This is a genomic window from Streptomyces sp. NPDC005955 (assembly GCF_042871255.1).
In the GTDB taxonomy this organism is placed as follows: Bacteria; Actinomycetota; Actinomycetes; order Streptomycetales; family Streptomycetaceae; genus Streptomyces.
Genome location: NZ_JBIAIF010000001.1, coordinates 1,185,278 through 1,211,023, shown reverse-complemented (window position 1 = coordinate 1,211,023; position 25,746 = coordinate 1,185,278). Strand labels below are relative to the sequence as shown.

Genomic DNA, 25,746 nt, shown 5'->3' with positions numbered 1-25,746 from the left:
TTCCTAGGTGGGGATCAGCGCTGGCCCTGGTACAGCTTCTTCACGGCCAGCCCCGTGAAGGCGAGGACGCCGACGCAGACGAGCGCGAGAAGGACTTCGAAAAAGATGACCACGGGGTGCTCCTCGGTGGGCGGTCGGGCGGGGCCGGCGGTGCCGGGCCGGGCCCCAGTTTAGTGGGCGGGGGCCCGGGCTTCGCGGTGAGGTCAGCCGAGCAGCTGACCCTGGAGGGTCACGGTCTGCTGGAACGGGACGTCACGGGCGCCTCCCGCACGGGACTGGGTGACCAGGCCGACGGTGTCGCCCGCGGTGAGGTAGGCGAGTCGGGTGTGCTCGCGGCCCTGCGGCTCGGCGTCGGTGAAGGGGTACGCGGTGACGTGCTCCTGCTGGGCCTCCTCGGGGAACTCCGTGTCGCGACGGGCGACCGACACGTCCTTGAGCTCGTGGACGGGACCCGTGCTGCTCCAGCCGTGGGCGAGCCGCCAGGACTCCGCCGCGCCCGTGCTGCCGAACCGCAGCAGGTAGACCCGGGTGCGGGTGCCGTCCGGTGTGGTCCAGCCCCGGGCGGCGATCCCCGGTACGGCGTAGTCGATGAGCTGCTGACGGATCTCGGCGCGGTCCTGGGGCAGGGCGAAGAGGTCGGCGAACTCGCCGGGCGGCAGCCAACCGTCCTCGTCCTTCAGGCCCGGGTCGGGGACCGAGCCCCGCGGCGCCGGCAGCAGGAGTTCCCGCAGCGGGGCGTGGTGGACGGCGGCCGGGTTGTCCTCCGCGAAGGGTGCGGGGGAGCCCTCGGGCAGCGCGGGCCGTTCGATCCGCGGGTAGTCCCACCGGCCGTCGGAGTCGGTCGCCAGGCCGGGCACGTCGGTGCGTTCGACCGCGGTCAGGCCGTAGCCGGTGCCGGTCGCCGCGGCGGCGAACACCAGCACCGCCGCCGCCCAGCGGACGAGGGCGCCCGGGCCGCGGCGCGGGTCCTTCGGGGGCGTCTCGTCCGCGGTGTCCACCGGGGTCTGTTCGATCGTCTCGATGGTCATGCGGGCTGCCCCTGCTGGGTGAGGCGGTCGAGTTGACCGCCGATGAGTGCCAGGCGGTACTGGTCCAGGGGCCCGGCGGTGAACACCTGGGCCAGCAGCACCACGTCGCCGATGCGGGCCACGCATTCCAGGAAGTTCACCCGGTCCGCCTCGCCGGTCGTCCCGACCGGGGGAAGCCGGTAGCAGCGGGCGTCTCGGTGTCCCTTCGGTGCCGGCCCCAAGGTGGCGCCGCGCTTCGTGGCGAGCGCGTCCGTCATGAGACGGGCCAGCGGGCGGGCGCCCCCGCCCGACAAACGCGCCAGGGACATGATGACGATGTCGCCCTCCCCGCCGCGGGCGTAGCTCCGCGAGGCGACGGCCTCGACGCCCCGGGCCCGGAAGCCCCGCCGCAGGTCTTCGCGGGGCGCGTCAAACGCGGTGGGGTCCACCGTCCGGAGCCGTTGCCAGTACTCCTTGCCGCTCAGCGCGGTGTCGTGACCGAACGGGTGGTCGTCGGGACCGGGGCCGTAGGCGTGGTCGTAGTCGTCGTACGGCACGAGCAGCGAGGCGAGCCCGGTGGGGTGCTCCGCTCGTTCCGCCGGGGCGTCCGCGAAGGCCCAGCCGGCGGCGGGCGGGGTGCGGTCGGCAGTGGACACCCTCGTGGCGGTGACTCCGGTGACGACGACGGCCGCGCAGGCCAGGACAAGGGCCGTGATCAGCCGGATCCGCCGGCGTCCGGTCGTGGGAGCTTCCTCGTTCACAGCCGGGCCACCTGTCGTCGCGCCAGTTCGCTGATCTCCTGCTCGCGGATCGGAGTGGGGCTCAGGATCTGCACGAGCATCGCCACATCCCCGCGCCACGCATAGGCTTCGCTCACGTAGGTGAGTCGGCCGTCGATCTGTTGAGGCGCCGTGGTGGTGTGCACCATGCCGTTGCCCGATCCGGGTACGGCAGTGCCGGAGGTCCCGGTCCACTGGGCCGAGTCGTAGCTCTGGTGGTCCACCAGGCGGGGCAGGTAGTACTCCTGACCCTCGCGGAACTGGTTGAGCTGAATCTCGATGGACCGGTCGCCGGTGCGCCACGCGGTGACGGCCATCCGGCGGAAGTCGTGGTCGACCAGGTCCTTGAGTCGCGCCGACGGGACTTCGGCCAGGGACACGTTCATGTGGAGCGGTGCCCACCCCCGCAACGTGTCGCGTGCCCCGCGGGGTGCGGGGAGCAGCAGTTCGCGCAGGTCGCCGGCCGTGCGGGCGGCGGGGTCGGCCGGGGCAGTGTCGCCGCGGGGTGCGGTCGGGACGACCGGCTGGGACAGCGGTGCGAGCGGGGTGGGGGCGCGGTCGGCCTGGATCAGGTAGCCGACGCAGGCACCGGCGATGACACCGAGTGCCGCCGCTCCGGCGAGCAGCGGGAGTGTCCTCCTCCGGGGGCCGACGGGTGCGGTCCGGGGCCCCTCGTCGGGTCTCGGTGGTTCCACGGGTTCTCCTCTGAGGATCAGTTCAACGCAGGGGAGACCCGTGGGCACACTGTGTGGTTGCGGGATACACGATTACGATTCGGGCATGGCGAAGAAGCTCGTGATCAAGGTGACGGCGGGGGCGGACGCGCCCGAACGGTGCTCCCAGGCGTTCACGGTGGCGGCGGTCGCCGTGGCCAGTGGCGTCGAGGTGTCGTTGTGGCTGACCGGGGAGTCGGCGTGGTTCGCGCTGCCCGGGCGTGCTGCCGAGTTCGCGTTGCCGCATGCGGCGCCGCTGCCCGAGCTGATCGAGGGGGTGCTGGCCGGGGGGTCGGTCACCCTGTGCACGCAGTGTGCGGCGCGGCGCGACATCACGCAGGGCGATGTGCTCGACGGTGTGCGGATCGCGGGGGCGCAGGTGTTTGTCCAGGAGGCGATGGCCGACGACACGCAGGCGCTCGTCTATTGACGTACCGCCGTTCGTACGGGGGCACCTGCGGTGGGCGGTTTCCGTGCGGGTGCGCGGTGCGTTTGCGCAGTTCCCCGCGCCCCTACCGGGTGCGTTCCGCTGCGCGTGCGCTGTCCTGTGCGGTGCGCTGTGCGTTTTGCGCAGTTCCCCGCGCCCCTGAAGGGGCGCTCCTCACCGCCGCCGTCCGCCCTACCCGGGCCCCGACAGGGGCGCGAGGAACTGCGCGAGCAACCCCCACCCACCCGCAGAGGACAATGCACCCGCAGGGAAGCGCACCGGTAGGGGCGCGGGGAACTGCGCGGGCAACCACAGCGCACCCGCACGGGACAGCGCACGCCCAGCAGGAAGCACCCGCACGGGAACGGCGTCCCCGAAGGGGGGTCAGCGTTTGCCGTCCAGTTCGTCCCACCACTCGTCGGACTTGGGGTCACCCGACGGGGCGTCCCACCAGCGGTCGTCGGGACCCCGACGGTTGGCCATGATCGCGGCGACCGGCGGGATGAGCATCGCGACCAGGCACATGGCGACGGCCGCGGGGATCGACCACAGGCGCACCACCGACCACGCCAGGACGAAGAGCACCACGCACGTGCCCATCATGGCGAAGTACACATGCCGCCTGCGTGCGTACATGTCTCCAGCGTACGTCCGGTGCTCCCGCCCGGCCCGGTCGTGAGCGCACGAAAAGCCCGGAGCGCCGTACCCCGGTCCAGTGGCGTCCAACCCCTGGGGTACGGCCCTCCGGGCCGCTTCGTTGCGCGGTGGCCGTCAGACGGCGATCGCGACCTCGGCGAGTCCGCCGGTCTGGGCGACGACGGTACGGTCCGCCGTGCCGCCGGGCACCAGGGCGCGCACGGTCCACGTGCCCTCGGCGGCGTAGAAGCGGAACTGACCGGTGGCCGAGGTGGGCACCTCGGCGGTGAACTCGCCGGTCGAGTCCAGCAGTCGGACGTAACCGGTGACGGGCTCGCCGTCGCGGGTCACCTGACCCTGGATGGTGGTCTCACCGGGCTTGATCGTCGAGGCGTCGGGGCCGCCGACCTTGGCTCCACACATATGCGTCTCTCCTGAGTGGCTGTCTGGCTGTCGGTCGGGGGGCTTACTTGGCGGGGCCGAGCTCGATCGGCACGCCGACCAGGGAGCCGTACTCGGTCCACGAGCCGTCGTAGTTCTTGACGTTGGTCACGCCGAGCAGCTCGTGCAGCACGAACCAGGTCAGGGCGGAACGCTCACCGATGCGGCAGTACGCGATGGTGTCCTTGCTCAGGTCGACCTGCTCGTCCTCGTACAGCGCCTTGAGCGCGTCGTCGGACTTGAAGGTGCCGTCGTCGTTGGCGTTCTTCGACCACGGGATGCTGCGGGCGCTCGGGACGTGGCCCGGGCGCTGCGACTGCTCCTGCGGGAGGTGGGCCGGGGCGAGCAGCTTGCCCGAGAACTCGTCGGGGGAGCGGACGTCCACCAGGTTCTGCACGCCGATCGCGGCGACGACGTCGTCGCGGAAGGCGCGGATCGAGCTGTCCTGGGCCTTGGCCTTGTACGCGGTGGCCGGGCGGGCGGGGACCTCGGCGACCAGGTCGCGGGAGTCCAGTTCCCACTTCTTGCGGCCGCCGTCGAGGAGCTTGACGGAGTCGTGGCCGTACAGCTTGAAGTACCAGTACGCGTAGGAGGCGAACCAGTTGTTGTTGCCGCCGTAGAGGACCACCGTGTCGTCGTTGGCGATGCCGCGCTCGGACAGGAGCTTCTCGAAGCCGGCCTGGTCGACGAAGTCGCGGCGGACCGGGTCCTGGAGGTCCTTCTGCCAGTCGATCTTGATGGCGTTCTTGATGTGGTTCTTGTCGTACGCCGAGGCGTCTTCGTCGACCTCGACGATGACGACCTTCGGGTCGTCGAGGTTGGCCTCGACCCAGTCGGCGTCAACCAGGACGTCGCTACGGCTCATGCTCGTTCTCCTCCGGGGCAGTTCGGGGCAGTTGCGGCGGGGCAAACACAGGGATCAGGGCGCGCGGCGCGGAGCCCGGGGGATCCGGGGTGGCGCCTGGCTGCGCGGGCCTGGGTGGAACCGGCCGCCGGGGGCGGCTCGACGGGGCGGGACCGCGCGGTTCGTCGGGGTCGGTGACCGAGGGTCGGGGTCCGCTCAGACAGTGCGACAGAGCATGGCGGCGACGCGGCACAGGTCGACTGCCCGCCGCTTCGTCAAATCCGCCTGTCCCCGCGTTCGGGGACCGCTCAAATAGCACTGCATGGGGACGATCGTAGGTAGCCGGGGGCGGCCGTGTCACCGATGTTTCACATGGCGAGACAGGATCATCCGCAATGCGGGATGAGCGGACCTCGGCGGGTCGGCGGGGCGGGGTCCGGCGGACCTTCGCACGGGGTCGTATCTGAGGTACGGACTTCACCGTCTCGCACTGTGGACGGAGGGTGTCCGCGGGCCCCGGGGAGAGGTGTTCCGCGAGGTGGCCGACGACCGGGGACTACCCGACGAGGCGGACGTTCGAACCCTTCACGGAGATGTTCACCCCGTCCGGGGCGGCCTCGACCTTGTCCAACTCGATGCCCGCGGGCAGGTCGCTGATCCGCTGCCGGAAGTCCGTGATCTCGCGGACCTTGTCCTCGGCGAGCGGCACCCCGAGGTTCGGCAGCGAGTCCGCGTCCACGGTCACCTCGCCGTTGCGCACGGTGGCGGAGCTGGTCACGGTGATCGGCTGCGGGAGCTTGCGGCCCATCACGGTCGCCTCGACGGACACCGCTATCTTGCCGTCGCCCCCGTCGGACAGCCCGATGACCTTCGCGGTCACCCCGCGGGCCAGCTGCACCGGCTTGACCTGCGCGGCCTTCAGGAGCTCGGAGTAGGAGACGAGCGCGGTGCCGGTGGCGCGCTGGGCGGTGGCGGAGGAGAAGTCGCCGGAGAAGTCGACGTCCGTCATCCGGGCCGTCAGCTTCTCGATCCGGACCGGCTTCGCGCCGTTGCCGCTGCCGGTTCCGGCGTTCGCGTCGTAGTCCTTGATGCTGACCTCGACCTCGTCCAGGGTGCCGCTCGCAGCCTGGGTGAGGAAGGGGAAGCCCTTGATCGAGACGTCGGGCGTGCTCGCCAGACCCTCGCTGGTGCGCAGCCGCCCGGCGGCCTCGTCCTCGGCGAAGAACACGGCGAGTCGGTCCGCGGCGATGAACAGGCCGCCCAGGACGACGGCCACGATCAGGAGTATGCGTAGTGCGCGCATGAACGGTCTCTTCCCCCGGCTGCATCGGTCGTAGACGGCGAGCCTAACCCCGTCCACAGGCTGTGGACGGGGTCGGCCGAAGGTTGTCGATCAGCTGTGACGAGCGGGGTCCCGCCCCCCGTCGGGAGGGCGGGACCGGGCCCGGGAGGCGTCCGCGCGGGTCAGCCGAGGGCGCGGCCCAGGAAGTACACCGCCGGGCCCGCGGCGGCCAGCGGCAGTGCGACGCCGGCCGTCATGTGCACGAACCGCGACGGGTAGTCGTAGCTGGCGGCCCGGTGCCCGACCAGGGCGCAGGCGCCGGCGGCGAGGCCGAGCAGCGCACCGTCCGAGCCCAGGTCCGTCAGCCCGCCGGCCACCAACCCGCCGCCGGCCGCGGCGGCCACCAGCGCCACCAGGACCGACACCACCGTGGGCAGCGGCAGGGCCCGGGCGAGCACGGCCGCAGCGACGGCGAGCGCCCCGACGACCACCGCGTCCGGTTCCGCGCCGAGGTGCCCGGCGGCCACCACCGCGAGCGCCGCCGACACCACCTGGGCCAGCAGCCCGTACAGCCGTTCGTCCGGGCTGGCGTGGCTGCGCAGGGTCAGCACGATGGACAGCAGCACCCAGACGCCGAGGGTGCCGAGCACCGCGGCGGGCGTGTCCTCGCGGCCCGCGACGAGCAGCGCCACGTCGGCGACGAGACCGCCGAGGAACGCCAGGGCGATGCCCTGCCGGGCGGGCCACATGCCGTTGAGCCGGAACCAGCCGGCCGCCGTCACCGCCTGGAGCAGCGCCACCGGAAGGAACAGGGCGTACTGGTGCAGGGCTCCGGTGCCGGCGATCAGCAGGGCGAGGGCCGCGGTCAGCGCGGCGGGCTGGAGCCCCGGCTCCAGGATCTGCGGCCGGCCCTCCGCACGGGCCCGGTCCGCGGCGGTCGCGTACTGCGGCTCCGCGGCGGGCGTCGCGGCGGGGCCGGGGTCGGCGTTCGCGGTCGTGGTGCTCCCGGCGTCGGTCGGCCGGGGGTCGCCCGGGTCGGTGCCCTGCGGTGGGGTGCGGGTGCCCCGGCCGTACGTCTGCGGGGGGCCGTACGCCGGACCCGGCGCGGGCTCCGGCACGGCCTGCGCCACGGGGGCGACCGGTGCGTACGGGGCGGGGGCGGGCTGCTGGTCCTGCGCGGGTACGGGGGGCTGGAGCTGGGTCTCCCATGTGGGAGCCTGCCACTGCTGGGTCTGCGGCCCCTCGTCGTACGGCTGCTCCGCGAAACCGGGGTGACCCGTGTGACCCGCGTGGCCCGCGTGCCCCGGGTACTGGTCGGGGTACTGGTCGGCCGCCGGGGGGAAGGCGCCGGGTAGCTGCCCCTGCGGGGACGGCGCACCGTACGGCCCCTGCTGTCCGTACTGCTGCTGCCCGTACGAGGGGGCGTGCCCGTACGACGGGTCGGTGCCGTGGCCGGCGCTCTGCGGATGCGACGGGTGCGACGGGTGGGGCTGATAGGGCTGGTGGGCCACGGAGTCGTGGTCTGACTGGTCAGGCATCGTGCGGGGTCACCCTCCTGCGAACGGCGGGAGCACCTCGACCGTGCCGCCCTCGGCCAGCCGTACCGTCTCGTGCCCCCGGGTGCCGACGGGCGTGCCGTCGACCAGGAACGAGCTGCGGTCCAGCACGCGTACCAGCTCCCCGGGGTGGCGCCGTCGCACACCGGCCAGTGCCTCGGCCAGGTTCCCGGCGTCGAACGGTTCCTCCGCCACCCCCGCGGCGGCCTTCGCCGCGGCCCAGTAGCGGATCGTCCCCCTCGCCATGCGTCGCCCCTCCGGAGTCCTCTGGTACGGCTCCCATCATGCCGTGCCCCGGGTGCCCGTCGTGCCCGTGCGAGCAGGCGGAGGAACGGTTCCGTGAGCGGCGGCACACTCCGGGCGACCCGTTGGCCCTGCCTATGGGGGAGGCATGTGGGTTATTCTGCTGGCAGAGGACTCGGGCGAAGTGGCCCCCGGGTCCTTTTGTGCTTTCCGGCGCGTTGTATACGACTCTGGAGTCGTGACGGGACAGAGTGCGCAGCAACATGAGCAGGACGAGCAAGAGCAGTAAGTGCAGCAAGAGCAGTACGAAGCAGTGCCGTAAACGTCCTCGCAGGGACCGAGGAGGAACCGACGTTATGGGCGAGCGAACCGTGCACGCAGGCAGGACGACCCGGGCGGGTGGGGCGCGATGAGCTCCCTCCTGCTCCTGACCAATGCCCTCCAGCCCTCGGCGGAGGTGCTGCCCGCGCTCGGACTGCTCCTCCACAACGTCCGGGTGGCGCCCGCCGAGGGCCCCGCCCTGGTCGACACCCCCGGGGCGGACGTGATCCTCGTGGACGGGCGGCGGGACCTGCCGCAGGTGCGCAGCCTGTGTCAACTGTTGCGCTCCACGGGACCCGGGTGTCCGCTGATCCTCGTGGTGACGGAGGGCGGCCTCGCGGCGGTGACCGCGGACTGGGGAGTGGACGACGTCCTCCTCGACACCGCCGGGCCCGCCGAGGTCGAGGCGCGGTTGCGGCTCGCGACGGGTCGCCAGCAGATCGGGTCCGACGACTCCCCGATGGAGATCCGGGGCGGTGACCTGTCGGTGGACGAGGCGACGTACAGCGCCAAGCTGAAGGGGCGCGTACTGGACCTCACCTTCAAGGAGTTCGAGCTGATCAAGTACCTCGCGCAGCACCCCGGGCGGGTGTTCACGCGGGCCCAGCTGCTCCAGGAGGTGTGGGGGTACGACTACTTCGGGGGCACCCGGACCGTGGACGTCCACGTGCGGCGGCTGCGCGCGAAGCTGGGCCCGGAGAACGAGTCCCTGATCGGGACCGTCCGCAACGTCGGGTACCGGTTCGTCATCCCCGAGAAGCCCGATAAACACGACAAGCAAGACAAGCGGGACAAGCAGAACGAACGAGACGGTGCCGACCGGCGCGACGGGCGCGACCGGGCCGGCGAATCTGAGGGTTCGTCGCGGTCCGCCGCTGCCGCGCCCGTTCCGGGTGGGGTGCCGCACCGGCTGCGGGGGTGACCGGGCGGGGTTCGGGGCGGTCGGCGCGGGACCTGCGGTGGTCGGCGCGGGACCTGCGGTGGTCGGTGCGCGACCTGCGGTGGTCGGTGCCGGACCGGCAGGGTCACCGTTGCATCGCCCTCGGGTCACCGGAAGATCCCAGAGAACGGACGACCCGCTCATTTCGGGGTCTCTCCGCGTAGACTTCGCGCGTGGCCAAGGTGACTCGGGACGATGTGGCGCGACTGGCGGGTACCTCGACCGCGGTCGTCAGCTATGTGATCAACAACGGACCCCGGCCGGTCGCCCCGGCCACCCGGGAACGCGTGCTGGCCGCGATCAAGGAGCTCGGGTACCGTCCGGACCGCGTCGCCCAGGCGATGGCCTCCCGCCGCACGGACCTCATAGGCATGATCGTGCCGGACGCCCGGCAGCCGTTCTTCGCGGAGATGACGCACGCGGTGGAACAGGCGGCGGCCGAGCGCGGCAAGATGGTGCTCGTCGGCAACTCCGACTACCTCGACGAACGCGAAGTGCACTACCTGCGCGCGTTCCTCGGCATGCGGGTCTCCGGTCTGATCCTGGTCAGCCAGGGCCCCAGCGAGACCGCCGCGGCCGAGATCGACGCCTGGGACGCCCGGGTGGTGCTGCTGCACCGCAGGCCCGAGGCGATCGAGGACGTGGCCGTGGTCATCGACGACGTGGGCGGTGCCCAACTCGTCACCCGTCACCTGCTGGAGCACGGGTACCCGTACGTCGCCTGCCTGGGCGGCATCGAGGAGACCCCGACCGTGGGCGACCCGGTGACCGACCACGTCGAGGGTTGGCGCCGTGCGATGGCGGAGGCGGGCCGCTCGATCGAGGGACGGCTGTTCCAGGCCCCGTACAACCGGTACGACGCGTACCAGGTCGCGTTGGAACTGCTCGCCGGACCGCGCCGCCCGCCGGCGATCGTCTGCGCGACCGACGACCAGGCCATCGGGGTGCTGCGGGCCGCCCGGGAACTGCGGATCGACGTTCCCGGGGAACTGGCCGTCGCCGGTTTCGACGACGTGAAGGAGGCCGCGTTGACCGATCCGCCGCTGACGACGGTCTCCTCCGACCGGCCCGCGATGGCCCGCGCGGCCCTCGACCTCGTCCTCGACGACGGCCTGCGGGTGCCCGGTTCCAGGCGGGAACGGCTCAAGCTGTTCCCGTCCCGCCTGGTCGTCCGCCGGTCCTGCGGCTGCCACTGATCCCGGTTGACGGCGCCGCGCCTACCGGGGAATCCGCCTACGCCTCCGAGCGGTACATCAGGTCCGTCTCGTGGGTGACGAAGCCGAGGCGTTCGTACACCTTCACCGCGGCGGTGTTGTCGGCGTCGACGTAGAGCATCGCGGTCGGTGCGCCCGTCGCGGCGAGGTGGCGCAGCCCGATCGTGGTGAGCGCCTTGCCGAGTCCGCCGCCCTGGACGCCGGGGCGCACCCCCAGCACGTACACCTCGCCGAGTCCCTCCTCGGCGTGCACCTTCGTCCAGTGGAAGCCGACGAGTTCGCCGTCCCGCTCGGCGAGGAAGAACCCGGCCGGGTCGAACCAGGGCTGTGACGTGCGCGCGTCCAGGTCACGTTGGGTGAGCGAGCCCTGTTCCGGGTGGTGGGCGAAGGCCGCGGCGTTCAGCGCCAGCCAGTCGGCGTCGTCCCGGCCCACCACGAAGGTCCGTACGGTGACGCCCTCGGGCAGCACCGGGTCCGGGAGGTCCAGGGCGGTCAACGGGCGCCGCATCTGGCGCAGTTCGCGGAACAGGGTCAGGCCGAGCACCTGGGCGAGGTGGCGCGCGGCGGAGTGGCCGCCGTGCGCCCAGACCCGTAGCCGCTTGCCGGTGGCGGCCAGCAGGGCGGTGCCGAGGGCGCGGCCGTGGCCCCGGCCCCGGAGCGCGGGCCGGACGACCAGCTCGGCCGCGGGGGCCTCCACCGGGTCGGTGTCCTCCAACTGTGCGTAACCGACGAGGTCGTCGCCGACGAGCAGCAACAGGTGGCGCACGCCCTCGCGGGTCCCGCCGCGCAACTGGAGCCGGCCCTGCTCGGACACGGCGGGTTGGCCGTCCTCCCGGGCCGCCTCCTCGATCAGCTCCAGTACGGCGTCCGCCTGGTCGGCCGTGAGCGCCGTCAACGTCTCGATCCGCCGCAGCGGTCCGCCCGCAGGCGCAGTCTCACTCGTCATGTCCCCGAGCCTACGTCCCGGGCCGACGCTCGCCGGGGTGGTGGTGCGGTGGCGCGGTGGCCCGCGGTTCCGGCCCCGCAACCACTCCGTAATCCTTACCCCCTGTTGCGCTACGCGCGTTGACTCTAGGCTTCCGACGATTGCCACCGACGACCGCACCCACCCAGGGGGCCCCGTGCGAATCCATTCGACCCCGTCCAGACGGAACATCCGCGTCCTCGCGGCCGTCGCCGCCGCCGCCACGGTCGGCGCGCTGACCGCCGCCCTTCCCGCCTCCGCCGATTCCGGTCGGGGCGACCGCGACGAGCACCGTGGTCACGGCCACGGTTCGTCCCGCACGGTGGACGTCCAACTGCTGTCCTTCAACGACCTGCACGGCCACCTGGAGCCGCCCTCGGGCTCCTCGGGCAACGTGACGGAGCGTCAGCCCGACGGGACGACGAAGCAGATAGCGGCCGGTGGCGTCGAGTACCTGGCCAGCTCCCTGCGGGACGCCCGCAAGGGCGAGCGGTACTCGGTGACCACCGCGGCGGGCGACCTGATCGGCGGCAGCCCCATGCTGTCCGGTCTGTTCCACGACGAGCCCACCATCGAGGCCCTGAACGAACTGGACCTGGACGTCGCGGGCGTCGGCAACCACGAGTTCGACGAGGGCATCAAGGAACTCCAGCGCATCCAGCGCGGCGGCTGTCACCCCACGGCCGGCTGTTACGAGCCCGGCCGGAAGTTCGAGGGGGCCGACTTCCCGTACCTCGCGGCCAACGTCACCAACGAGAAGTCGGGCCGCCCGGTCCTCGCGCCCTACTGGGTGTGGAAGGAGAAGGGCGTCAAGGTCGGGTTCATCGGGATCACCCTGGAGGGGACGCCGGACGTCGTTTCGGCGGACGGCATCAAGGGCCTCAAGTTCCACGACGAGGTCGAGACGGTCAACAAGTACGCGAAGGTGCTGGAGCGCCAGGGCGTGAAGTCGATCGTCGCCGTGATCCACGAGGGCGGCTACCCGGCTTCGACCTCGTACAACTACGAGTGCGACTCGCCGGGTGCGGGCGACGGCATCTCCGGTCCGATCGTGGACATCGCCAAGGGCATCTCGCCGCAGGTGGACGCGTTGGTGACGGGGCACACGCACCAGCCGTACGCGTGCACGATCCCGGACCCGTCGGGCAAGCCCCGCACGGTGACGTCCGCGGCGTCGTTCGGTCGTCTGTACACGGAGACCACGCTCACGTACGACCGGCGGACCAACGACATCGTCCGCACCAGCGTGAAGTCAGCGAACCACGTGGTCCGGCGCGACCAGCCGAAGGCCGCGGACATGACCGAGCTGATCGGCCGCTGGAACAAGCTGGCCGCCCCGGTGGCCAACCGTCCGGTCGGCTACATCTCCGGTGACGTCCCGGGCCGCGGCGCCACGACGCCCGAGACCCCGCTCGGCGACCTGATCGCCGATGCGCAGCTCGCGCACGCCAAGTCCCTGGACCCCAAGGCTTCGCTGGCCCTGATGAACCCGGGCGGCATCCGCGGGGACCTGCTGCACCGGGCGAGCGGGGCCGAGGGCGACGGTGTGGTCACCTTCGGCGAGAGCTTCACCGTGCAGCCGTTCGGCAACACCGTGAACCTGGTGGACCTGACCGGCGCCCAGCTGGTCACCGCGCTCCAGCAGCAGGTCACCGGCTCCAACACGGCCGCCCCGAAGATCCTCCAGGTCTCGGACGGCTTCACGTACACGCTGGACCTGACCAAGTCCGGTGCGGACCGCGTCGTGGTCGACTCGATCCGGCTGAACGGTGCGCCGCTGGACCCGAACGCCACCTACCGGGTCGCCCTGAACAACTTCCTCACCGGTGGCGGTGACGGCTTCGCCGAGCTGGCCAAGGGCAAGAACCCGCTCGTCGGCGGGGACGACCTCAAGGCCCTGAACGACTACTTCGGTGCGCGTTCGTCGGCCGGGTCCCCGTTGGCCCCGCCGAAGGCGGACCGCATCACCGTCGTCCGCTAGCGCCTAGCTCCGCCCTCCTGCCACACCTGCCTCACCTGCCCGAAGGGGCCGTACGGGACCCGCGTCCCGCACGGCCCCTTCGGCGCGTCACGGTGCGGCCAGGGTCACGTTGCTTCCGGGGGGCCGTCCGGGGGTTGTGGGGGTGGGGTGGGGGCGCCCGGGAGGCGTACCGAGACGAGGGTGCCGCCACCGTCCGCGGCCTGGAGCCGAACCGTTCCCCCGGACTGTTCGACCGTGCGCGCCACGATCGAGAGGCCGAGGCCCGAGCCGGGCAGGGAACGGGCGGACGGGGAACGCCAGAAGCGGTCGAACACGTGCGGGAGGTCGTCGGGGGAGATGCCGGGCCCGTGGTCCCGCACCGACAGTTCACCCTCCCGGAGGGTCACCGTGACCTCGCCGCCGGCCGGGCTGAACTTGATCGCGTTGTCGAGGATGTTGATGACGGCGCGTTCCAACGCGGCCGGTTCCCCGCGCACGTACCAGGGGGTGAGGTCCGCGGTGATGGTCAGCTCCGGGCCGCGCAACCGGGCGCGGCGCAGGGCCAGGTCGGCGAGGTCGTGCAGGGCGAGCACCTGGACGCGGCTGGTGCCGTCGGGGCGGGAGAGTTCCTGGAGGTCGCCGATGAGGGAGGCGAGTTCCGTCATCTGGGCCTTGACCGAGGCGAGCAGCGCGGTGCGGTCGTCGGGGGGCAGGGCGCGGCCGGTCTCCTCGCTGCGGGCGAGCAGTTCGATGTTGGTGCGCAGCGAGGTGAGCGGGGTGCGCAGTTCGTGGCCCGCGTCGGCGATCAGCTGTTGTTGGAGTTCCCGGGACGAGGCGAGGGCCTCCGTCATCGCGTTGAACGAGCGGGACAGCCGGGCGATCTCGTCGTCCCCCTCGGTCGGGATGCGCACGGTCAGGTCCTGGGTGCGGGCCACGTGCTCGACGGTCCGGGTGAGTTGGTCGACGGGGCGCAGTCCGGTCCGGGCCACCAGGGCGCCGGACATGCCGGCGACGACGACGCCGAGGCCCGCGGCCAGGACCAGGACCAGGGTGAGGTCGGAGAGGGTGTCGTCGATCTCGTCGAACGGGCGGGCGATCGACAGGGCGTAGGGCGCGCCGCTGATCTGGTACGTCAGGACGCGGTACTCCCGGCCGCTGGCGTCCTTGGCGTCGTGGTAGGTGTCGATGAGGGTGCCCTCGACGACCGCCTTGTCGCTCACCGAGACCTTGAGGGGTTCGCCGCCGAGGATCAGGCAGGTGCTCCCGTCGGGCATGACGGCCTGGAGGGTCATGCCGTACCAGGTGGTCTCCTGGTTGGGCATGCTCGGTGCGCAGCGGGTCGCCGGGAGTTGGGTCTCCATGAGGATCCTGACGTCCCGGTCGTTGGGCCGGTTGGTGCTGAGCGACTTGTCGAGCGAGTCGACGAGTGCGCCGCGGACCACGAGCCAGCTGGTGGTGGCGATGGCGGCGACGGCGAGCGCCACCGTGGCGGCGACGAGCAGGGCGAGGCGGGAGCGCAGCGGCAGTGCGCGGAGCCGGCCCAGGGCGCCCCGGCCCGGGGGCCGCGCGCCGGGGGCCAGGTGTCGCGCGCCGGGGGCCGGGTTCCGCGGGTCCGGGGTCCCGGGTTCCGGTTCTCCTGCCGCGGGGGGAGCGCCGCTCACGGGGTCCCGTCCGTGCTGCCCGGCCGCAGTACGTACCCGACGCCCCGCACGGTGTGCACGAGCCGGGGTTCGCCGCCCGCTTCCGTCTTGCGGCGCAGGTACATCACGTACACGTCCAGGGAGTTGGAGGTCGGTTCGAAGTCGAAGCCCCACACGGACTTGAGGATCTGTTCGCGGGTGAGGACCTGGCGGGGGTGGGCGAGGAACATCTCCAGCAGGGTGAACTCGGTACGGGTCAGCTCCACCGGTCGCCGGCCCCGGTGGACCTCGCGGGTCGCCAGGTCCATGCGCAGGTCGCCGAAGGAGAGGACGTCTCCCTCCGGGGCCCGTCCGGCGGCGGTGGTGTAGGTGCTGCGGCGCAGCAGGGCCCGGATGCGGGCGAAGAGTTCGTCGAGTTCGAACGGTTTGACGAGGTAGTCGTCGGCGCCCGCGTCGAGTCCGGTGACGCGGTCGCCCACGGTGTCGCGTGCGGTCAGCATCAGGATGGGCACCAGGCTGCCGCCCGCGCGCACCCGGCGGGCCGCGGTCAGACCGTCCATCCGGGGCATCTGGATGTCCAGGATGATCAGGTCGGGGCGGGTCGCCGCCGCCTTCTCCAGGGCGTCGGCGCCGTCGACGGCGACCTCCGTCAGGTAGCCCTCGAAGGCGAGGCTGCGCTGAAGGGCTTCGCGCACGGCGGGCTCGTCGTCCACGATCAGGATGCGCTGCGGTTCGCCTTCGGGCGCGGAGTTCATCGGTACGGCTCCGGTGGGTGAGTGGGTGTGGGCGGATCAGCGGTGCGGGTGCGGGTGCGGGTGCGGCGGGAGGTGGGGTGTGGGGCTTACGGGGCGCAGGGTACGGGGGTGCCGGGGTTACGGGGGGTACGGTACGGGGCCGGTCAGCCGTCCGCTCCGGCTCGCAGGGCCGGCAGATCGGCCTTCACCGTGTTGACGGGGATGGCGAACCCCAGGCCCACGCTGCCCGCGTCGCCGCCGCCCGCGCTGCTCGCGCTGTACATGGCCGAGTTGATGCCGATGATGTGCCCGTTCATGTCGATGAGCGCGCCGCCGGAGTTGCCGGGGTTGAGCGAGGCGTCGGTCTGGATGGCCTTGTACGTGGTGGTGGACGCGCCGGGGTCGCCGTTGAACTCGCGGCCGCCGAACTCGAAGGGCCAGTCGCCGCCCGGCTGCCGCGGCTGGTCCTGGTTGTTGGCCACGGTGACGTCGCGGTCGAGGGCGGAGACGATGCCGCTGGTGACGGTGCCGGTCAGGCCCTCGGGCGAGCCGATCGCCACGACCTCCTGGCCGACCCGGACCCGGTCCGAGTTGCCGAGGGTGGCGGCCTTCAGCCCGGAGGCGTCCTTGAGCTTGATCAGCGCCAGGTCCTTCTTGCTGTCCGTGCCGACGAGCTCGGCCGCGTACTTCTTGCCGTCGCTGGTCGTCACCTGAATGGCGGTGGCGCCGGCGACCACGTGGTTGTTGGTGATGACCTCCCCGTCGGAGGTGATGATCACACCGGAGCCGGTGGACTGGCCGGCGGTGCCGGACGCCTTGATCTCGACGGTGCTCGGGGTGACGGCCGCGGCGACGCCGGCGACGGTGCCGCGGCTGGAGGAGGCCACCGGGCTCGCGGCGACGGCGGAGGCCGTCGTCTGGTGGGTGGTGAGCTCCTGGATGCCGTACGCGGTGCCGCCGCCCACGGCCGCGGCGACGATCGCCACGGTGGCGAGCAGGGCGAACGGCCGTCGCGCCCGGCGCCGGCGCGGGCCCGCCGCGGGGGTGGGCGCCGGGGCGCCTTCGGGGACCGGGCTGGTGCCCCAGGCGACCGCGGGCGTCTCGGCGGCTGCCCCGGACGGCCCGTCGGGCGGCTCGGGCGGGGGCGGCGGGTAGGCCCCGTACGACGGCTGCTGACCCACGTGCGGCTGACCCCCGTGCTGACCCCCGTGCGACGGGTGTCCGTGCTGCCGGGGTCCGGGGTCGGTGCTCCACGCGGGGTGCGTGGGGTGTGCGTGCGGGACCGGGCGGGCACCGGTGTGCGGCGCCGCGGCGTCCGGGGTCCCGCCGGTGGGGATGCCGTGCTGCTCGTCGTGGCCGTGGTCGCGTTCGGGGGAACCGCCGTCGCGGCGGGAGCTTTCGGTCATGTCCATGAGCGTGTCGGGAGCGGATGAGAGTGATCTGAGGACGAGCTGAGAAGCCCGACAGAACCGCGTATGCCCGATATAAGGAAGTGGGGCGCTCGGTGCCCCCTGTGGCTCCTGGTGCGAGAAGGTTCGGGATCGTCGCAGGTCAGAGGCGTGTTTCCGGGTTCGACTTGACGATCACCGAGGGCTTGCACCACCCTTTCACTACTCAATTAGTGAAAGGGTGGTTGTTCGAGTGGTCGAGTACCGGATCGACCGGCGCAGCGGCGTCGCCACCTACGTCCAGATCGTCCAGCAGACCAAGCAGGCGCTGCGGCTCGGTCTGCTGGAACCGGGTGACCGGCTGCCCACCGCCCGCGAGGTCGTGGAAGCCACCGCCATCAATCCGAACACCGTCCTGAAGGCGTACCGGGAGCTGGAACGGGAGGGCCTGGTCGAGGCCCGCCGCGGACTCGGCACCTTCGTACGGCGTCGGCTCGGTGCCGGGGCCGCCGACTCGCCCCTGAGGGCCGAGCTGTCCGCCTGGGCCGCCCGGGCCCGGGCCGCGGGGCTCGACCGGGACGACGCGTCCGCGCTGCTCGCCTCGGTCCTGGACGAGCACTTCACCGCCGCCGGCGCAACGCCGCCGGCACCACACCTGACCGGACCGTCCGAGGGCGGACGGACTCACGAGGGGGACACCGCATGACCGAGACCGCCATCGAGGCGGCCGACCTCGGCAAACGCTACGGCGGGCGCCGAGCACGGGGGACCGGCGCCACGGACGGCTGGGCCCTGCGGGGCTGCGACTTCCGGCTGCCGGCGGGCCGCGTCTGTGCCGTCGTCGGGCCCAACGGCGCGGGCAAGTCCACGCTGCTCGGCCTCGCCGCCGGGCTCGCCCACCCGAGCACGGGCACCCTGTCCGTCCTCGGCACCCGACCGGCCGCCGCCCGCGAGCGGCTCGCCTACGTCGCCCAGGACAAGCCGCTGTACCCGCAGCTCACCGTCGGCGAGACGCTGCGACTGGGCGCCGAGCTCAACCCGGGCCGCTGGGACGCCACCGTCGCCCGGCGGATCGTCGGGGACGGCGCGCTGCCCACGGGCGCCCGGATCAAGGCGCTGTCCGGCGGTCAGCGCACCCGGGTCGCGCTCGCCCTCGCCCTCGCCAAGCGGCCCGAGCTGCTGCTCATGGACGAGCCGATGGCCGACCTCGACCCGCTCGCCCGCCACCAGCTCATGGGCACCCTCCTCGCGGAGGCCGCCGAGCACGGCACCACCGTCGTGATGTCCTCGCACATCCTCGGCGAGCTGGCCACCGCCTGTGACTACCTGCTGCTCGTCAGCGAGGGCCGGGTCCGGCTCGGCGGCGCCATCGACGACCTGATGGACGCCCACGCCTTCGTCGTCGGGCGCGGCCCGGTCGAGGAGCTGGCCGCCCACACCGTCGTGGAGTCCCGTGCCACCGGACGGGGCACCACCGCCCTGATCCGCCCCACCGGACCCGTCGAATCCGGCTGGGAGACCAGCGAGCCGACCCTGGAGGACGTCCTGCTCGCCCATCTGCGCTCACCCGGCGCCCCCACGCTGCTCACCCCCGGCGCCGACCCGGCGGTCGGCCGTACGGGGGTGGCCGCATGAGCGCCCCCGCCCCCGCCCCGGACGCCGGGACCGCCGTCCCGTCCGGGCCCGACGCCGTCACCCCGCCGCCCACCGGTCCCCGCGGGCCGGACTCCGGAGGCTTCCGCGCCACCCTGCGCTCCGCCCACCTGGTCCACCGGGGCGCGGTCCGGATCGCGGGCGTCGCCGTGCTCCTCGCCACCGTCGTCACCTTCGGCCTGTACCTGTGGACGCGGCTGGCGCCGGACCGGGAGCGGTGCGACTTCCGCGAGGGGGAGATGCTCACCAAGGGCGAGGACCTGAAGCGCCTGTCCGAGTGCTACGACTCCGCATTCGGCTATCAGAGCGCCTTGTCCTGGTACCGGCTGCTGGTCACGGACCTGGACCTGTGGGTGCTCGTCCCGGTGGTGCTCGTCGCGGTCTTCGTGGCGGGTCCGCTCATCGCACGGGAACTGGAGTCCGGGACCTTCCGGCTGGCCTGGACCCAGGCCGAGACCCCGCGCCGCTGGCTGACCGGCCGCCTGGTGCTGGGCTGTGCGGTGGTGATCGTCGCGGGCACGGTCTGCGTCGGGCTGATCCGCTTCGCACGGACGACGTCCGTGGAGCAGGGCATGCTCTGGTCGCACGAGAGCGTCTTCCCCACTCTGGGCCCGGTACTGGTGGCCTACCTGGTGCTGGCGGTCGCCCTCGGCGCGCTGGTCGGGCTGCTGCTGCGCCGGGTCATCCTGTCGATGGCCGCCGCCCTGCTCGGCACGGGGGCCGTCCTCGTCGGGCTGGCCCAGCTGCGGCCGTACCTGTGGCCGCACGAGACCTATGTGCGCAAGGGCGAGGGGGAAGGGACGTTCCCTCCGGGGAACTCCTACCAGTTCGACTACGGGCTGCTCACCCTCGACGGCGACCGGGTGCCGCACACCTGGCTGAACTGCCCCGGGCGGGAGAGCACCGAATGCCTCCGGGGCCAGGGATACTCCGGCCGGTGGATCGACTACCACCCCGCCTCCCACTTCTGGCCGCTCCAGCTCGTGGAGACCGGCATCGTGCTGGCGCTCGCCGCGCTCGCCGTCTTCGTCTCGCTGCGGGTGCTGCGCAAGATCGCACCCTGAGGCCACGAGGTCCTGGAGTCCGCTCCACGGGGGGACGGGCCGGACGCGCCACCCCGCGCGCCCGGCCCGTACCGGAGGGCCCTTGACCACGGCCCTCGACCACGCACCACGGCCACGGCCCCTGACCACGGCCACGGCCCGCCCCACGGCCCCTGACCACGGCCACGGCCCCCGGACGCCCGCACCACGGCGCCCGGGGGCCGCCTCGCGCTGCCCCGCACGTCATGTCCTCGTAACCACGCATTCAGACGGGGTTGCCACGCTTGGTGCATGCAGCCCGCCGCGCCCGTCCCCCGAGCCAACGGGACGCCCGTGCTCCCCCGCGCCCGCTCCGACGCGCCGCCCCGCCCGGTAAAGCGGAACAATGGGACCATGAGTCAGCCAGACGCCCAGGCCAAGGTCCAGCACGCGCAGCCCTCCGTGGGGTCGATCGCCGCGCACCGCCCGCACACCGTCTCCGCGGCGGTGTCCGATCTGGAACCCGACATCGACGCCGACCTCGACGCCTACGAGGACGACGACACCGAGGGCGCCCAACTCCCCCAGGGCCGGTTCCTGGACCGGGAGCGGAGCTGGCTCGCGTTCAACGAGCGGGTGCTCGAACTCGCCGAGGACCCGAACACCCCCCTCCTCGAACGGGCGAACTTCCTGGCCATCTTCGCCAGCAACCTGGACGAGTTCTTCATGGTCCGGGTCGCCGGACTGAAGCGCCGCATAGCCACCGGCGTCGCCACCCGCTCCGCGTCCGGACTCCAGCCCCGCGAGGTGCTGGACATGATCTGGGCCCGCTCCCGGGAACTGATGGCCCGCCACGCCGCCTGCTTCCAGGAGGACGTCGCCCCGGCCCTCGCCGAGCACGACATCCACCTGGTCCGCTGGGCCGAGCTGACGGACAAGGAACAGGCCCGGCTGTTCACCCTGTTCCGGCACCAGATCTTCCCCGTGCTGACCCCGCTGGCCGTCGACCCCGCGCACCCCTTCCCGTACATCTCGGGCCTCTCGCTGAACCTCGCGGTCGTCGTCCGCAACCCGGTCAGCGGGCACCGGCACTTCGCCCGGGTCAAGGTGCCCCCGCTGCTGTCCCGGTTCCTGGAGGCCTCGCCCTCGCGGTACGTACCGATCGAGGACGTCATCGCCGCGCACCTGGAGGAACTGTTCCCGGGCATGGAGGTGCTGGAGCACCACATGTTCCGGCTCACCCGCAACGAGGACCTCGAAGTCGAGGAGGACGACGCCGAGAACCTGCTCCAGGCCCTGGAGAAGGAACTCATGCGCCGCCGCTTCGGACCCCCGGTGCGGCTGGAGGTCGAGGAGTCCATCGACCGGTACGTGCTCGACCTGCTGGTGCGCGAACTCAAGATCAGCGAGGCCGAGGTCTACCCGCTGCCCGGCCCGCTCGACCTCACCGGCCTGTTCGGGATCTCCTCGCTGGACCGGCCCGAGCTGAAGTACCAGAAGTTCATCGCCGGCACCCACCGCGACCTCGCCGAGGTGGAGTCCGCGTCCGCGCCGGACATCTTCGCCGCGCTGCGCGAACGGGACGTGCTGCTGCACCACCCGTACGACAGCTTCTCCACCTCCGTGCAGGCGTTCCTCGAACAGGCCGCCGCCGACCCGGGCGTCCTCGCCATCAAGCAGACCCTGTACCGGACCTCCGGCGACTCCCCGATCGTCGACGCGCTGATAGACGCCGCCGAGTCCGGGAAACAGGTCCTCGTCCTGGTGGAGATCAAGGCCCGCTTCGACGAGCAGGCCAACATCAAGTGGGCCCGCAAGCTGGAGGAGTCCGGCTGCCACGTCGTCTACGGACTCGTCGGCCTCAAGACCCACTGCAAGCTGTCCCTGGTGGTCCGCCAGGAGGGCGACACGCTGCGCCGCTACTCCCACGTCGGCACCGGCAACTACCACCCCAAGACGGCCCGCCTGTACGAGGACCTGGGGCTGCTCACCGCCGACTCCCAGGTCGGAGCCGACCTGTCCGACCTGTTCAACCGGCTGTCCGGCTACTCCCGCCGCGAGACGTACCGCAGGCTGCTCGTCGCCCCCAAGTCGCTGCGGGACGGGCTGATCTCGCGCATCAACAAGGAGGTCCAGCACCACCGCGCCGGCCGCCCCGCCTACGTCCGCATCAAGGCCAACTCCATGGTGGACGAGGCCCTGATCGACGCCTGCTACCGGGCGTCCCAGGCGGGGGTGCCGGTCGACGTGTGGGTCCGCGGCATCTGCGCCGTGCGACCCGGCGTTCCGGGCCTTTCGGAGAACATCCGGGTACGGTCCGTACTCGGCCGCTTCCTGGAGCACTCCCGGATCTTCGCCTTCGGCAACGGGGGCGAACCCGAAGTGTGGTTCGGCAGCGCCGACATGATGCACCGCAACCTCGACCGCCGCATCGAAGCGCTCGTCAGGGTCACCGACCCCGCCCACCGGGCCACCCTCAACCGGCTGCTGGAGACCGGGATGTCCGACTCCACCAGCTCGTGGCACCTGGGACCGGACGGCGAATGGACCCGACACGCGACCGATGCGGACGGCCAACCGCTGCGGAACGTACAGGAGATGCTCATTGACGCCCGGAGGCGCAGGCGTGGCACATCGAAACCTTGACCCCGTGGTCCACCCGACGGCGGGGGACGTCCTCGCGGCCTACCTCCAGGACCGCGCCACGGACTTCCTCCGCTCGCTCAGGCTGCACCGCGAGTCCGGGTCCGGGGCGGGCGGCAACCCCGCCCCGGCCGAGGCGGCGGCGCGACTGCGCCGCACCTCCCGCCGCATCAGCGGCACCCTGCACACCTTCCGCCCGCTGCTCGACCACGAGTGGTCCGACGCGCTGCGCGCCGAACTCGCCTGGCTCTCCGGCACCCTGGCCGGCGAACACGCCCACGGCGACCGGCTGCAACGGCTGCTCGCCGCACTGGCCCGCCTCTCCGGCAAGGTGCCCGTACCGGGCCCGGCGCGCACCGCGCACCCGCCCGGCTGCACGGCGGCACCCGCCGTGGGGGGAGCCGGGGCGGCGGGCACCGCCACCGGCACCCGGACCGTCCGCACGGCGGCCCCGCCCGCCGCCGGCCCGCCGGTCCCGCCGCCCGCGGGCGCCCCGGGCAGCCTCACCCTCGGCGCCGCCAAGGCCGGCGCCCTCCTCGAACGCCAACTCACCCTGGCCCGCACCCGGGCCCACTCGGCGGCCCTCCAGGCCCTCGGCTCCGCCCGCTTCCACGCCGTCGCCGACCGCGTCGCCGTCCTCGCCAGCGAGGTCCCCCTCACCCCGGCCGCCGCGGCCCCCGCCGCCGCGCTCACCACCCTCGCCACCGAGGCCGAGGTCCGGCTCCTCGACGCGACCGGCACCCTGCCCCTGCTCACGGCCGGGCACCCGTACAACGCCGGGGCGCTCGCCGCCGACCCCTCGCCGCAGGCCCAGGACGCCCCCTGGCACCAGGTCCGCCTCCTGCTGCGGCTGCACCGCTACGCCCACGAGGTGCTGGGCGCGCCCGCCGGAGCCGAACCGGAACTCGCCCGACTGCTGCGCGCGGGACGCGCCCTCGACCAGCACCGCGACGCGTCCGAGGCGGCGACGGCGGCCGCCACGGCGGCCCGCACCCCGCGCATCGCCCCGGCGACCGCGTACGCCCTCGGGGTGCTCCACGCCGACCAGCGCCACGAGGTGGAAGCGGCCCGCTACGCCTTCCAGCGGGCCTGGACCCGGGAGGTGACCACCGGATGAGCGACCACCCGACGCCCGCCACCGACCGCCCGATCCACGCGGCCGGCTGCGTGCTCTGGCGACGCGCACCGCACGGGGACGACATCGAACTGTGCCTCGTCCACCGGCCCCGCTACGACGACTACAGCCACCCCAAGGGCAAGCTCAAACGCGGCGAGGACCCGCTGACCGGGGCGCTGCGCGAGGTCGCCGAGGAGACCGGGTACGCCTGCCTGCCCGGTACGGTGCTGCCCACGGTCCGCTACGAGGTGGGGGGACGCCCCAAGCAGGTCTCCTACTGGGCGGCCGAAGCCACCGAGGGCCGCTTCGTCCCCAACGACGAGGTGGACCACCTGCTGTGGCTGGCCCCCGACGAGGCCCGCGCACGGCTCACCCACGCACATGACCGCACCCTGGTCGACGCGCTGCTCGCCGCCGCCCCGCCCCACGGATAGCTCCCGCACCGACTCCCGCGTCAACTGCCGCGTCAACTCCTTTGTCATCGCCACCGCGACCCCGGGGCGTCCGCACCTCCACCGGTGCGGGCGCCCCGCACTGGTGTCCGCCCGGTCACGCGCGCGGACCGCGTGTCCGACTACGGAGCGTACGTCCCTCCTCATTGGGATGAGCCGTGCGTAACCTCCTGAAGGGGGAGGGAGTTTCCAAACCGCCCGAAAAGCACTGGAGTTGAATATATGACCGAAGGAGCTGTTGGGCCGACGGACGGTTTGGAATGGTTCGGACGCGAGATCTCCGAAGCCTTGCTGCACAAGGGGGTGACACCGCAGTACCTCGCCGACGCGACGGGGTACGAGGTGCCGTACGTACTGAAGGTCAGCAGTGGGAAGGCGCTGCCCTCGACCGCGTTCGCCAAGGGCTGCGACCGCTACTTCGGCACCTCGGGCTGGTTCACCCGCCTGCTCAACCGGATCAACGAACGAGGGCATCCAGGATGGTTCGTGCCTTACCTCAAGCTCGAACGGGAGGCTGCCCGCATCGAGGACTACAGCAACACGTTCGTGATGGGCATGCTCCAGGTGCCCAGTTACGCCGAAGCCGCCTTCCGCGCCGCGCACCCCAGGGAGGACGACTTCCAGATCAAGGCGCGGGTCGAAGCGCGGATGCGGCGCCGCGAGGTCATGGACACCACGATGCCGCCGCTGCTGTGGATCATCCTGCACGAGTCCGTCCTGTGCACGGTCGTCGGCAGCCGGGCCGTCATGTCGAGCCAACTGCGCTATCTGCTCCGGGAGGCCGCGAGTCCCCATGTGACGCTCCAGGTCCTCCGGTTCACCGCCGGCGCCCCGGCCTCGTCCATGGCGTTCACGCTGCTGAAGCCCAACGAGGGTCCCACCGTGGTGTATTCGGAGGCGCGGGACGTGGGCCACGTAAACGATTCCGCAGTGGCCGTCGGCAACGCCCGCACCGCCTACGAACGCCTCCGCGCCTCCGCCCTGTCGCCGGACCTCTCCCTGTCGTTCATCCGGGAGATCGCAGAGGAGCACGGTCGGTGAGCACCGCTCCCGGAACCGTTCCGGGACCGGCCTCCTGGCGCAAGAGCACGTACAGCGGTGGTGAGGGCGGGCAGTGCGTGCAGTGGGCGCCCGGACCCGTGGCCGGTACGGTCCGGGTCCGGGACGGCAAGGACCCGGACGGCCCGCACCTCGTCCTGACGACGGCGGCGTTCGCGGGCCTGCTGGCGCTGGCCGTCCGGCCGGCCCCCGCACAGGGTCAGCCTTCCCCTACTTCGAGCGGCTGCCCCGGCTGTGGGCCACCCGGAGCGTGTCGCTCAGCGCTTCCGCCAGCCGGGCCACGGTGAACCTGAGCTCTGGGAGGGTGACCTTGGGCTGGTCGAGCATGGCGTGGGCGTGTCCGAGGAGGTCTTCCGCCATGGAGAGTTGGGTGGCTTCCACTCCGTCGGCGAGTCGGGAGAGGTACCCGTCCTTGTCGGCCTTGGCGAGGTAGCACGGTTTGCCTTCGGGTGACGACCAGGGGAGCAGCCGGGGCCCGGTGCCGGGGGAGTGCGTCCGGTCCCCGAACCGGTACCGGACGGCTCGGGGCACGGGTTCCGCCAGGGCCTCCACCTGTGACGGCTCCGCCTCCCACTCCCGGCCACCGCCGAGGGGCCGCAGCAACCACCGGCCGCCCACCTCCCCCATGAAGGTGCCCAGCGTGTCCCGTTGGGTGTCGCGGACTGGGGCGCCCACGAGGGGCGGGATCTGGTCAGGTGTCATACGGCACCT

At 72.5% G+C, this 25,746-nt stretch carries 27 protein-coding genes; 12 read left to right on the top strand and 15 right to left on the bottom strand.

The window, feature by feature from the left end; genetic code table 11:
• Positions 1 to 203: 203 nt before the first annotated feature.
• Genes ACFYOU_RS05275 through ACFYOU_RS05265 form a run of 3 tightly spaced genes read right to left on the bottom strand, consistent with a single transcriptional unit; the run spans position 204 to position 2,481 of the window.
• Positions 204 to 1,028, bottom strand: coding sequence for a hypothetical protein (locus ACFYOU_RS05275; protein ID WP_391303730.1), 825 nt, complete (start codon positions 1,026 to 1,028; stop codon positions 204 to 206).
• The gene (locus tag ACFYOU_RS05270; protein ID WP_391303729.1) at positions 1,025 to 1,768 is read right to left on the bottom strand and encodes a hypothetical protein; all 744 of its coding nucleotides are present in this window, start codon (positions 1,766 to 1,768) and stop codon (positions 1,025 to 1,027) included. Before ACFYOU_RS05270 ends, ACFYOU_RS05275 begins: the two co-directional genes overlap by 4 nt.
• Positions 1,765 to 2,481 (bottom strand): hypothetical protein, encoded by a 717-nt coding sequence (locus tag ACFYOU_RS05265; protein ID WP_391303728.1) that lies wholly within the window; start codon positions 2,479 to 2,481, stop codon positions 1,765 to 1,767. Before ACFYOU_RS05265 ends, ACFYOU_RS05270 begins: the two co-directional genes overlap by 4 nt.
• 85 nt (positions 2,482 to 2,566) lie before the next feature.
• On the opposite strand from ACFYOU_RS05265, the gene ACFYOU_RS05260 reads away from it, so the two are divergent.
• On the top strand, positions 2,567 to 2,929 hold the full coding sequence (locus ACFYOU_RS05260; RefSeq protein WP_391303727.1) for a DsrE family protein: 363 nt from the start codon (positions 2,567 to 2,569) through the stop codon (positions 2,927 to 2,929).
• A 381-nt stretch (positions 2,930 to 3,310) separates the two neighbouring features.
• Here the strand turns inward: ACFYOU_RS05260 and ACFYOU_RS05255 are convergent, their stop codons facing one another.
• From ACFYOU_RS05255 to ACFYOU_RS05225, 7 genes are all read right to left on the bottom strand, one after another.
• A complete protein-coding gene (locus tag ACFYOU_RS05255) occupies positions 3,311 to 3,562 on the bottom strand; it encodes a DUF3099 domain-containing protein (RefSeq protein ID WP_389767809.1) in 252 nt (83 codons plus the stop codon).
• Between the two features lie 135 nt (positions 3,563 to 3,697).
• On the bottom strand, positions 3,698 to 3,985 hold the full coding sequence (locus tag ACFYOU_RS05250; RefSeq protein WP_385490085.1) for a DUF1416 domain-containing protein: 288 nt from the start codon (positions 3,983 to 3,985) through the stop codon (positions 3,698 to 3,700).
• Between the two features lie 43 nt (positions 3,986 to 4,028).
• Positions 4,029 to 4,868 (bottom strand): sulfurtransferase, encoded by an 840-nt coding sequence (locus ACFYOU_RS05245; RefSeq protein WP_389767807.1) that lies wholly within the window; start codon positions 4,866 to 4,868, stop codon positions 4,029 to 4,031.
• A gap of 195 nt (positions 4,869 to 5,063) precedes the next feature.
• Positions 5,064 to 5,171, bottom strand: coding sequence for a putative leader peptide (locus ACFYOU_RS05240; RefSeq protein WP_385490079.1), 108 nt, complete (start codon positions 5,169 to 5,171; stop codon positions 5,064 to 5,066).
• A gap of 232 nt (positions 5,172 to 5,403) precedes the next feature.
• Positions 5,404 to 6,150 carry an LmeA family phospholipid-binding protein gene (locus ACFYOU_RS05235; RefSeq protein ID WP_391303726.1) on the bottom strand — a complete coding sequence of 249 codons (747 nt, stop codon included), beginning with the start codon at positions 6,148 to 6,150 and terminating at the stop codon, positions 5,404 to 5,406.
• 161 nt (positions 6,151 to 6,311) lie between these two features.
• On the bottom strand, positions 6,312 to 7,667 hold the full coding sequence (locus ACFYOU_RS05230; RefSeq protein WP_391303725.1) for a hypothetical protein: 1,356 nt from the start codon (positions 7,665 to 7,667) through the stop codon (positions 6,312 to 6,314).
• A 9-nt stretch (positions 7,668 to 7,676) separates the two neighbouring features.
• Positions 7,677 to 7,931, bottom strand: coding sequence for a MoaD/ThiS family protein (locus tag ACFYOU_RS05225; protein ID WP_391303724.1), 255 nt, complete (start codon positions 7,929 to 7,931; stop codon positions 7,677 to 7,679).
• 406 nt (positions 7,932 to 8,337) lie between these two features.
• Here ACFYOU_RS05225 and ACFYOU_RS05220 point away from each other — a divergent pair, with 406 nt between their 5' ends.
• Entirely contained in the window at positions 8,338 to 9,171 is an 834-nt protein-coding gene (locus tag ACFYOU_RS05220; protein WP_389767798.1) for a response regulator transcription factor, read from the top strand.
• A 191-nt stretch (positions 9,172 to 9,362) separates the two neighbouring features.
• Complete coding sequence (locus tag ACFYOU_RS05215) at positions 9,363 to 10,385, top strand: LacI family DNA-binding transcriptional regulator (protein ID WP_385490065.1); 1,023 nt, start codon at positions 9,363 to 9,365, stop codon at positions 10,383 to 10,385.
• Between the two features lie 37 nt (positions 10,386 to 10,422).
• Here the strand turns inward: ACFYOU_RS05215 and mshD are convergent, their stop codons facing one another.
• Positions 10,423 to 11,349, bottom strand: coding sequence for a mycothiol synthase (mshD, locus tag ACFYOU_RS05210; protein ID WP_391303723.1), 927 nt, complete (start codon positions 11,347 to 11,349; stop codon positions 10,423 to 10,425).
• 181 nt (positions 11,350 to 11,530) lie between these two features.
• Between mshD and ACFYOU_RS05205 the strand changes: the two genes are divergently transcribed.
• Positions 11,531 to 13,348, top strand: a complete 1,818-nt coding sequence (locus ACFYOU_RS05205) for a bifunctional metallophosphatase/5'-nucleotidase (protein ID WP_389767857.1) — start codon at positions 11,531 to 11,533, stop codon at positions 13,346 to 13,348.
• A 104-nt stretch (positions 13,349 to 13,452) separates the two neighbouring features.
• Here ACFYOU_RS05205 and ACFYOU_RS05200 read toward each other — a convergent pair whose 3' ends face one another.
• The 3 genes from ACFYOU_RS05200 to ACFYOU_RS05190 all read right to left on the bottom strand — a co-directional run bounded on the left by ACFYOU_RS05200 (position 13,453) and on the right by ACFYOU_RS05190 (position 17,107).
• The gene (locus ACFYOU_RS05200) at positions 13,453 to 14,907 is read right to left on the bottom strand and encodes an ATP-binding protein (protein WP_391303786.1); all 1,455 of its coding nucleotides are present in this window, start codon (positions 14,905 to 14,907) and stop codon (positions 13,453 to 13,455) included.
• 77 nt (positions 14,908 to 14,984) lie between these two features.
• On the bottom strand, positions 14,985 to 15,722 hold the full coding sequence (locus ACFYOU_RS05195; RefSeq protein ID WP_389767790.1) for a response regulator transcription factor: 738 nt from the start codon (positions 15,720 to 15,722) through the stop codon (positions 14,985 to 14,987).
• 143 nt (positions 15,723 to 15,865) lie between these two features.
• Positions 15,866 to 17,107 (bottom strand): trypsin-like peptidase domain-containing protein, encoded by a 1,242-nt coding sequence (locus tag ACFYOU_RS05190; RefSeq protein ID WP_391303722.1) that lies wholly within the window; start codon positions 17,105 to 17,107, stop codon positions 15,866 to 15,868.
• Between the two features lie 235 nt (positions 17,108 to 17,342).
• Here ACFYOU_RS05190 and ACFYOU_RS05185 point away from each other — a divergent pair, with 235 nt between their 5' ends.
• From ACFYOU_RS05185 to ACFYOU_RS05150, 8 genes are all read left to right on the top strand, one after another.
• Entirely contained in the window at positions 17,343 to 17,795 is a 453-nt protein-coding gene (locus ACFYOU_RS05185) for a GntR family transcriptional regulator (RefSeq protein ID WP_391303785.1), read from the top strand.
• Positions 17,792 to 18,724, top strand: a complete 933-nt coding sequence (locus ACFYOU_RS05180) for an ATP-binding cassette domain-containing protein (protein WP_391303721.1) — start codon at positions 17,792 to 17,794, stop codon at positions 18,722 to 18,724. Before ACFYOU_RS05185 ends, ACFYOU_RS05180 begins: the two co-directional genes overlap by 4 nt.
• The gene (locus ACFYOU_RS05175) at positions 18,721 to 19,806 is read left to right on the top strand and encodes a hypothetical protein (RefSeq protein ID WP_391303720.1); all 1,086 of its coding nucleotides are present in this window, start codon (positions 18,721 to 18,723) and stop codon (positions 19,804 to 19,806) included. The genes ACFYOU_RS05180 and ACFYOU_RS05175 overlap by 4 nt, the downstream gene beginning before the upstream one ends.
• A 372-nt stretch (positions 19,807 to 20,178) precedes the next feature.
• Entirely contained in the window at positions 20,179 to 22,410 is a 2,232-nt protein-coding gene (locus ACFYOU_RS05170; protein WP_387003967.1) for an RNA degradosome polyphosphate kinase, read from the top strand.
• Positions 22,370 to 23,524, top strand: coding sequence for a CHAD domain-containing protein (locus tag ACFYOU_RS05165; RefSeq protein ID WP_391303719.1), 1,155 nt, complete (start codon positions 22,370 to 22,372; stop codon positions 23,522 to 23,524). The genes ACFYOU_RS05170 and ACFYOU_RS05165 overlap by 41 nt, the downstream gene beginning before the upstream one ends.
• Positions 23,521 to 23,958 carry an NUDIX domain-containing protein gene (locus ACFYOU_RS05160; protein ID WP_391303718.1) on the top strand — a complete coding sequence of 146 codons (438 nt, stop codon included), beginning with the start codon at positions 23,521 to 23,523 and terminating at the stop codon, positions 23,956 to 23,958. The genes ACFYOU_RS05165 and ACFYOU_RS05160 overlap by 4 nt, the downstream gene beginning before the upstream one ends.
• Before the next feature lie 240 nt (positions 23,959 to 24,198).
• Complete coding sequence (locus ACFYOU_RS05155) at positions 24,199 to 25,017, top strand: Scr1 family TA system antitoxin-like transcriptional regulator (protein WP_391303717.1); 819 nt, start codon at positions 24,199 to 24,201, stop codon at positions 25,015 to 25,017.
• On the top strand, positions 25,014 to 25,322 hold the full coding sequence (locus ACFYOU_RS05150) for a DUF397 domain-containing protein (protein WP_391303716.1): 309 nt from the start codon (positions 25,014 to 25,016) through the stop codon (positions 25,320 to 25,322). Before ACFYOU_RS05155 ends, ACFYOU_RS05150 begins: the two co-directional genes overlap by 4 nt.
• Here ACFYOU_RS05150 and ACFYOU_RS05145 read toward each other — a convergent pair.
• Positions 25,246 to 25,737: a hypothetical protein gene (locus ACFYOU_RS05145; RefSeq protein ID WP_391303715.1), complete on the bottom strand. Its 492-nt coding sequence runs from the start codon at positions 25,735 to 25,737 to the stop codon at positions 25,246 to 25,248. The genes ACFYOU_RS05150 and ACFYOU_RS05145 overlap by 77 nt on opposite strands.
• Positions 25,738 to 25,746 lie beyond the last annotated feature (9 nt).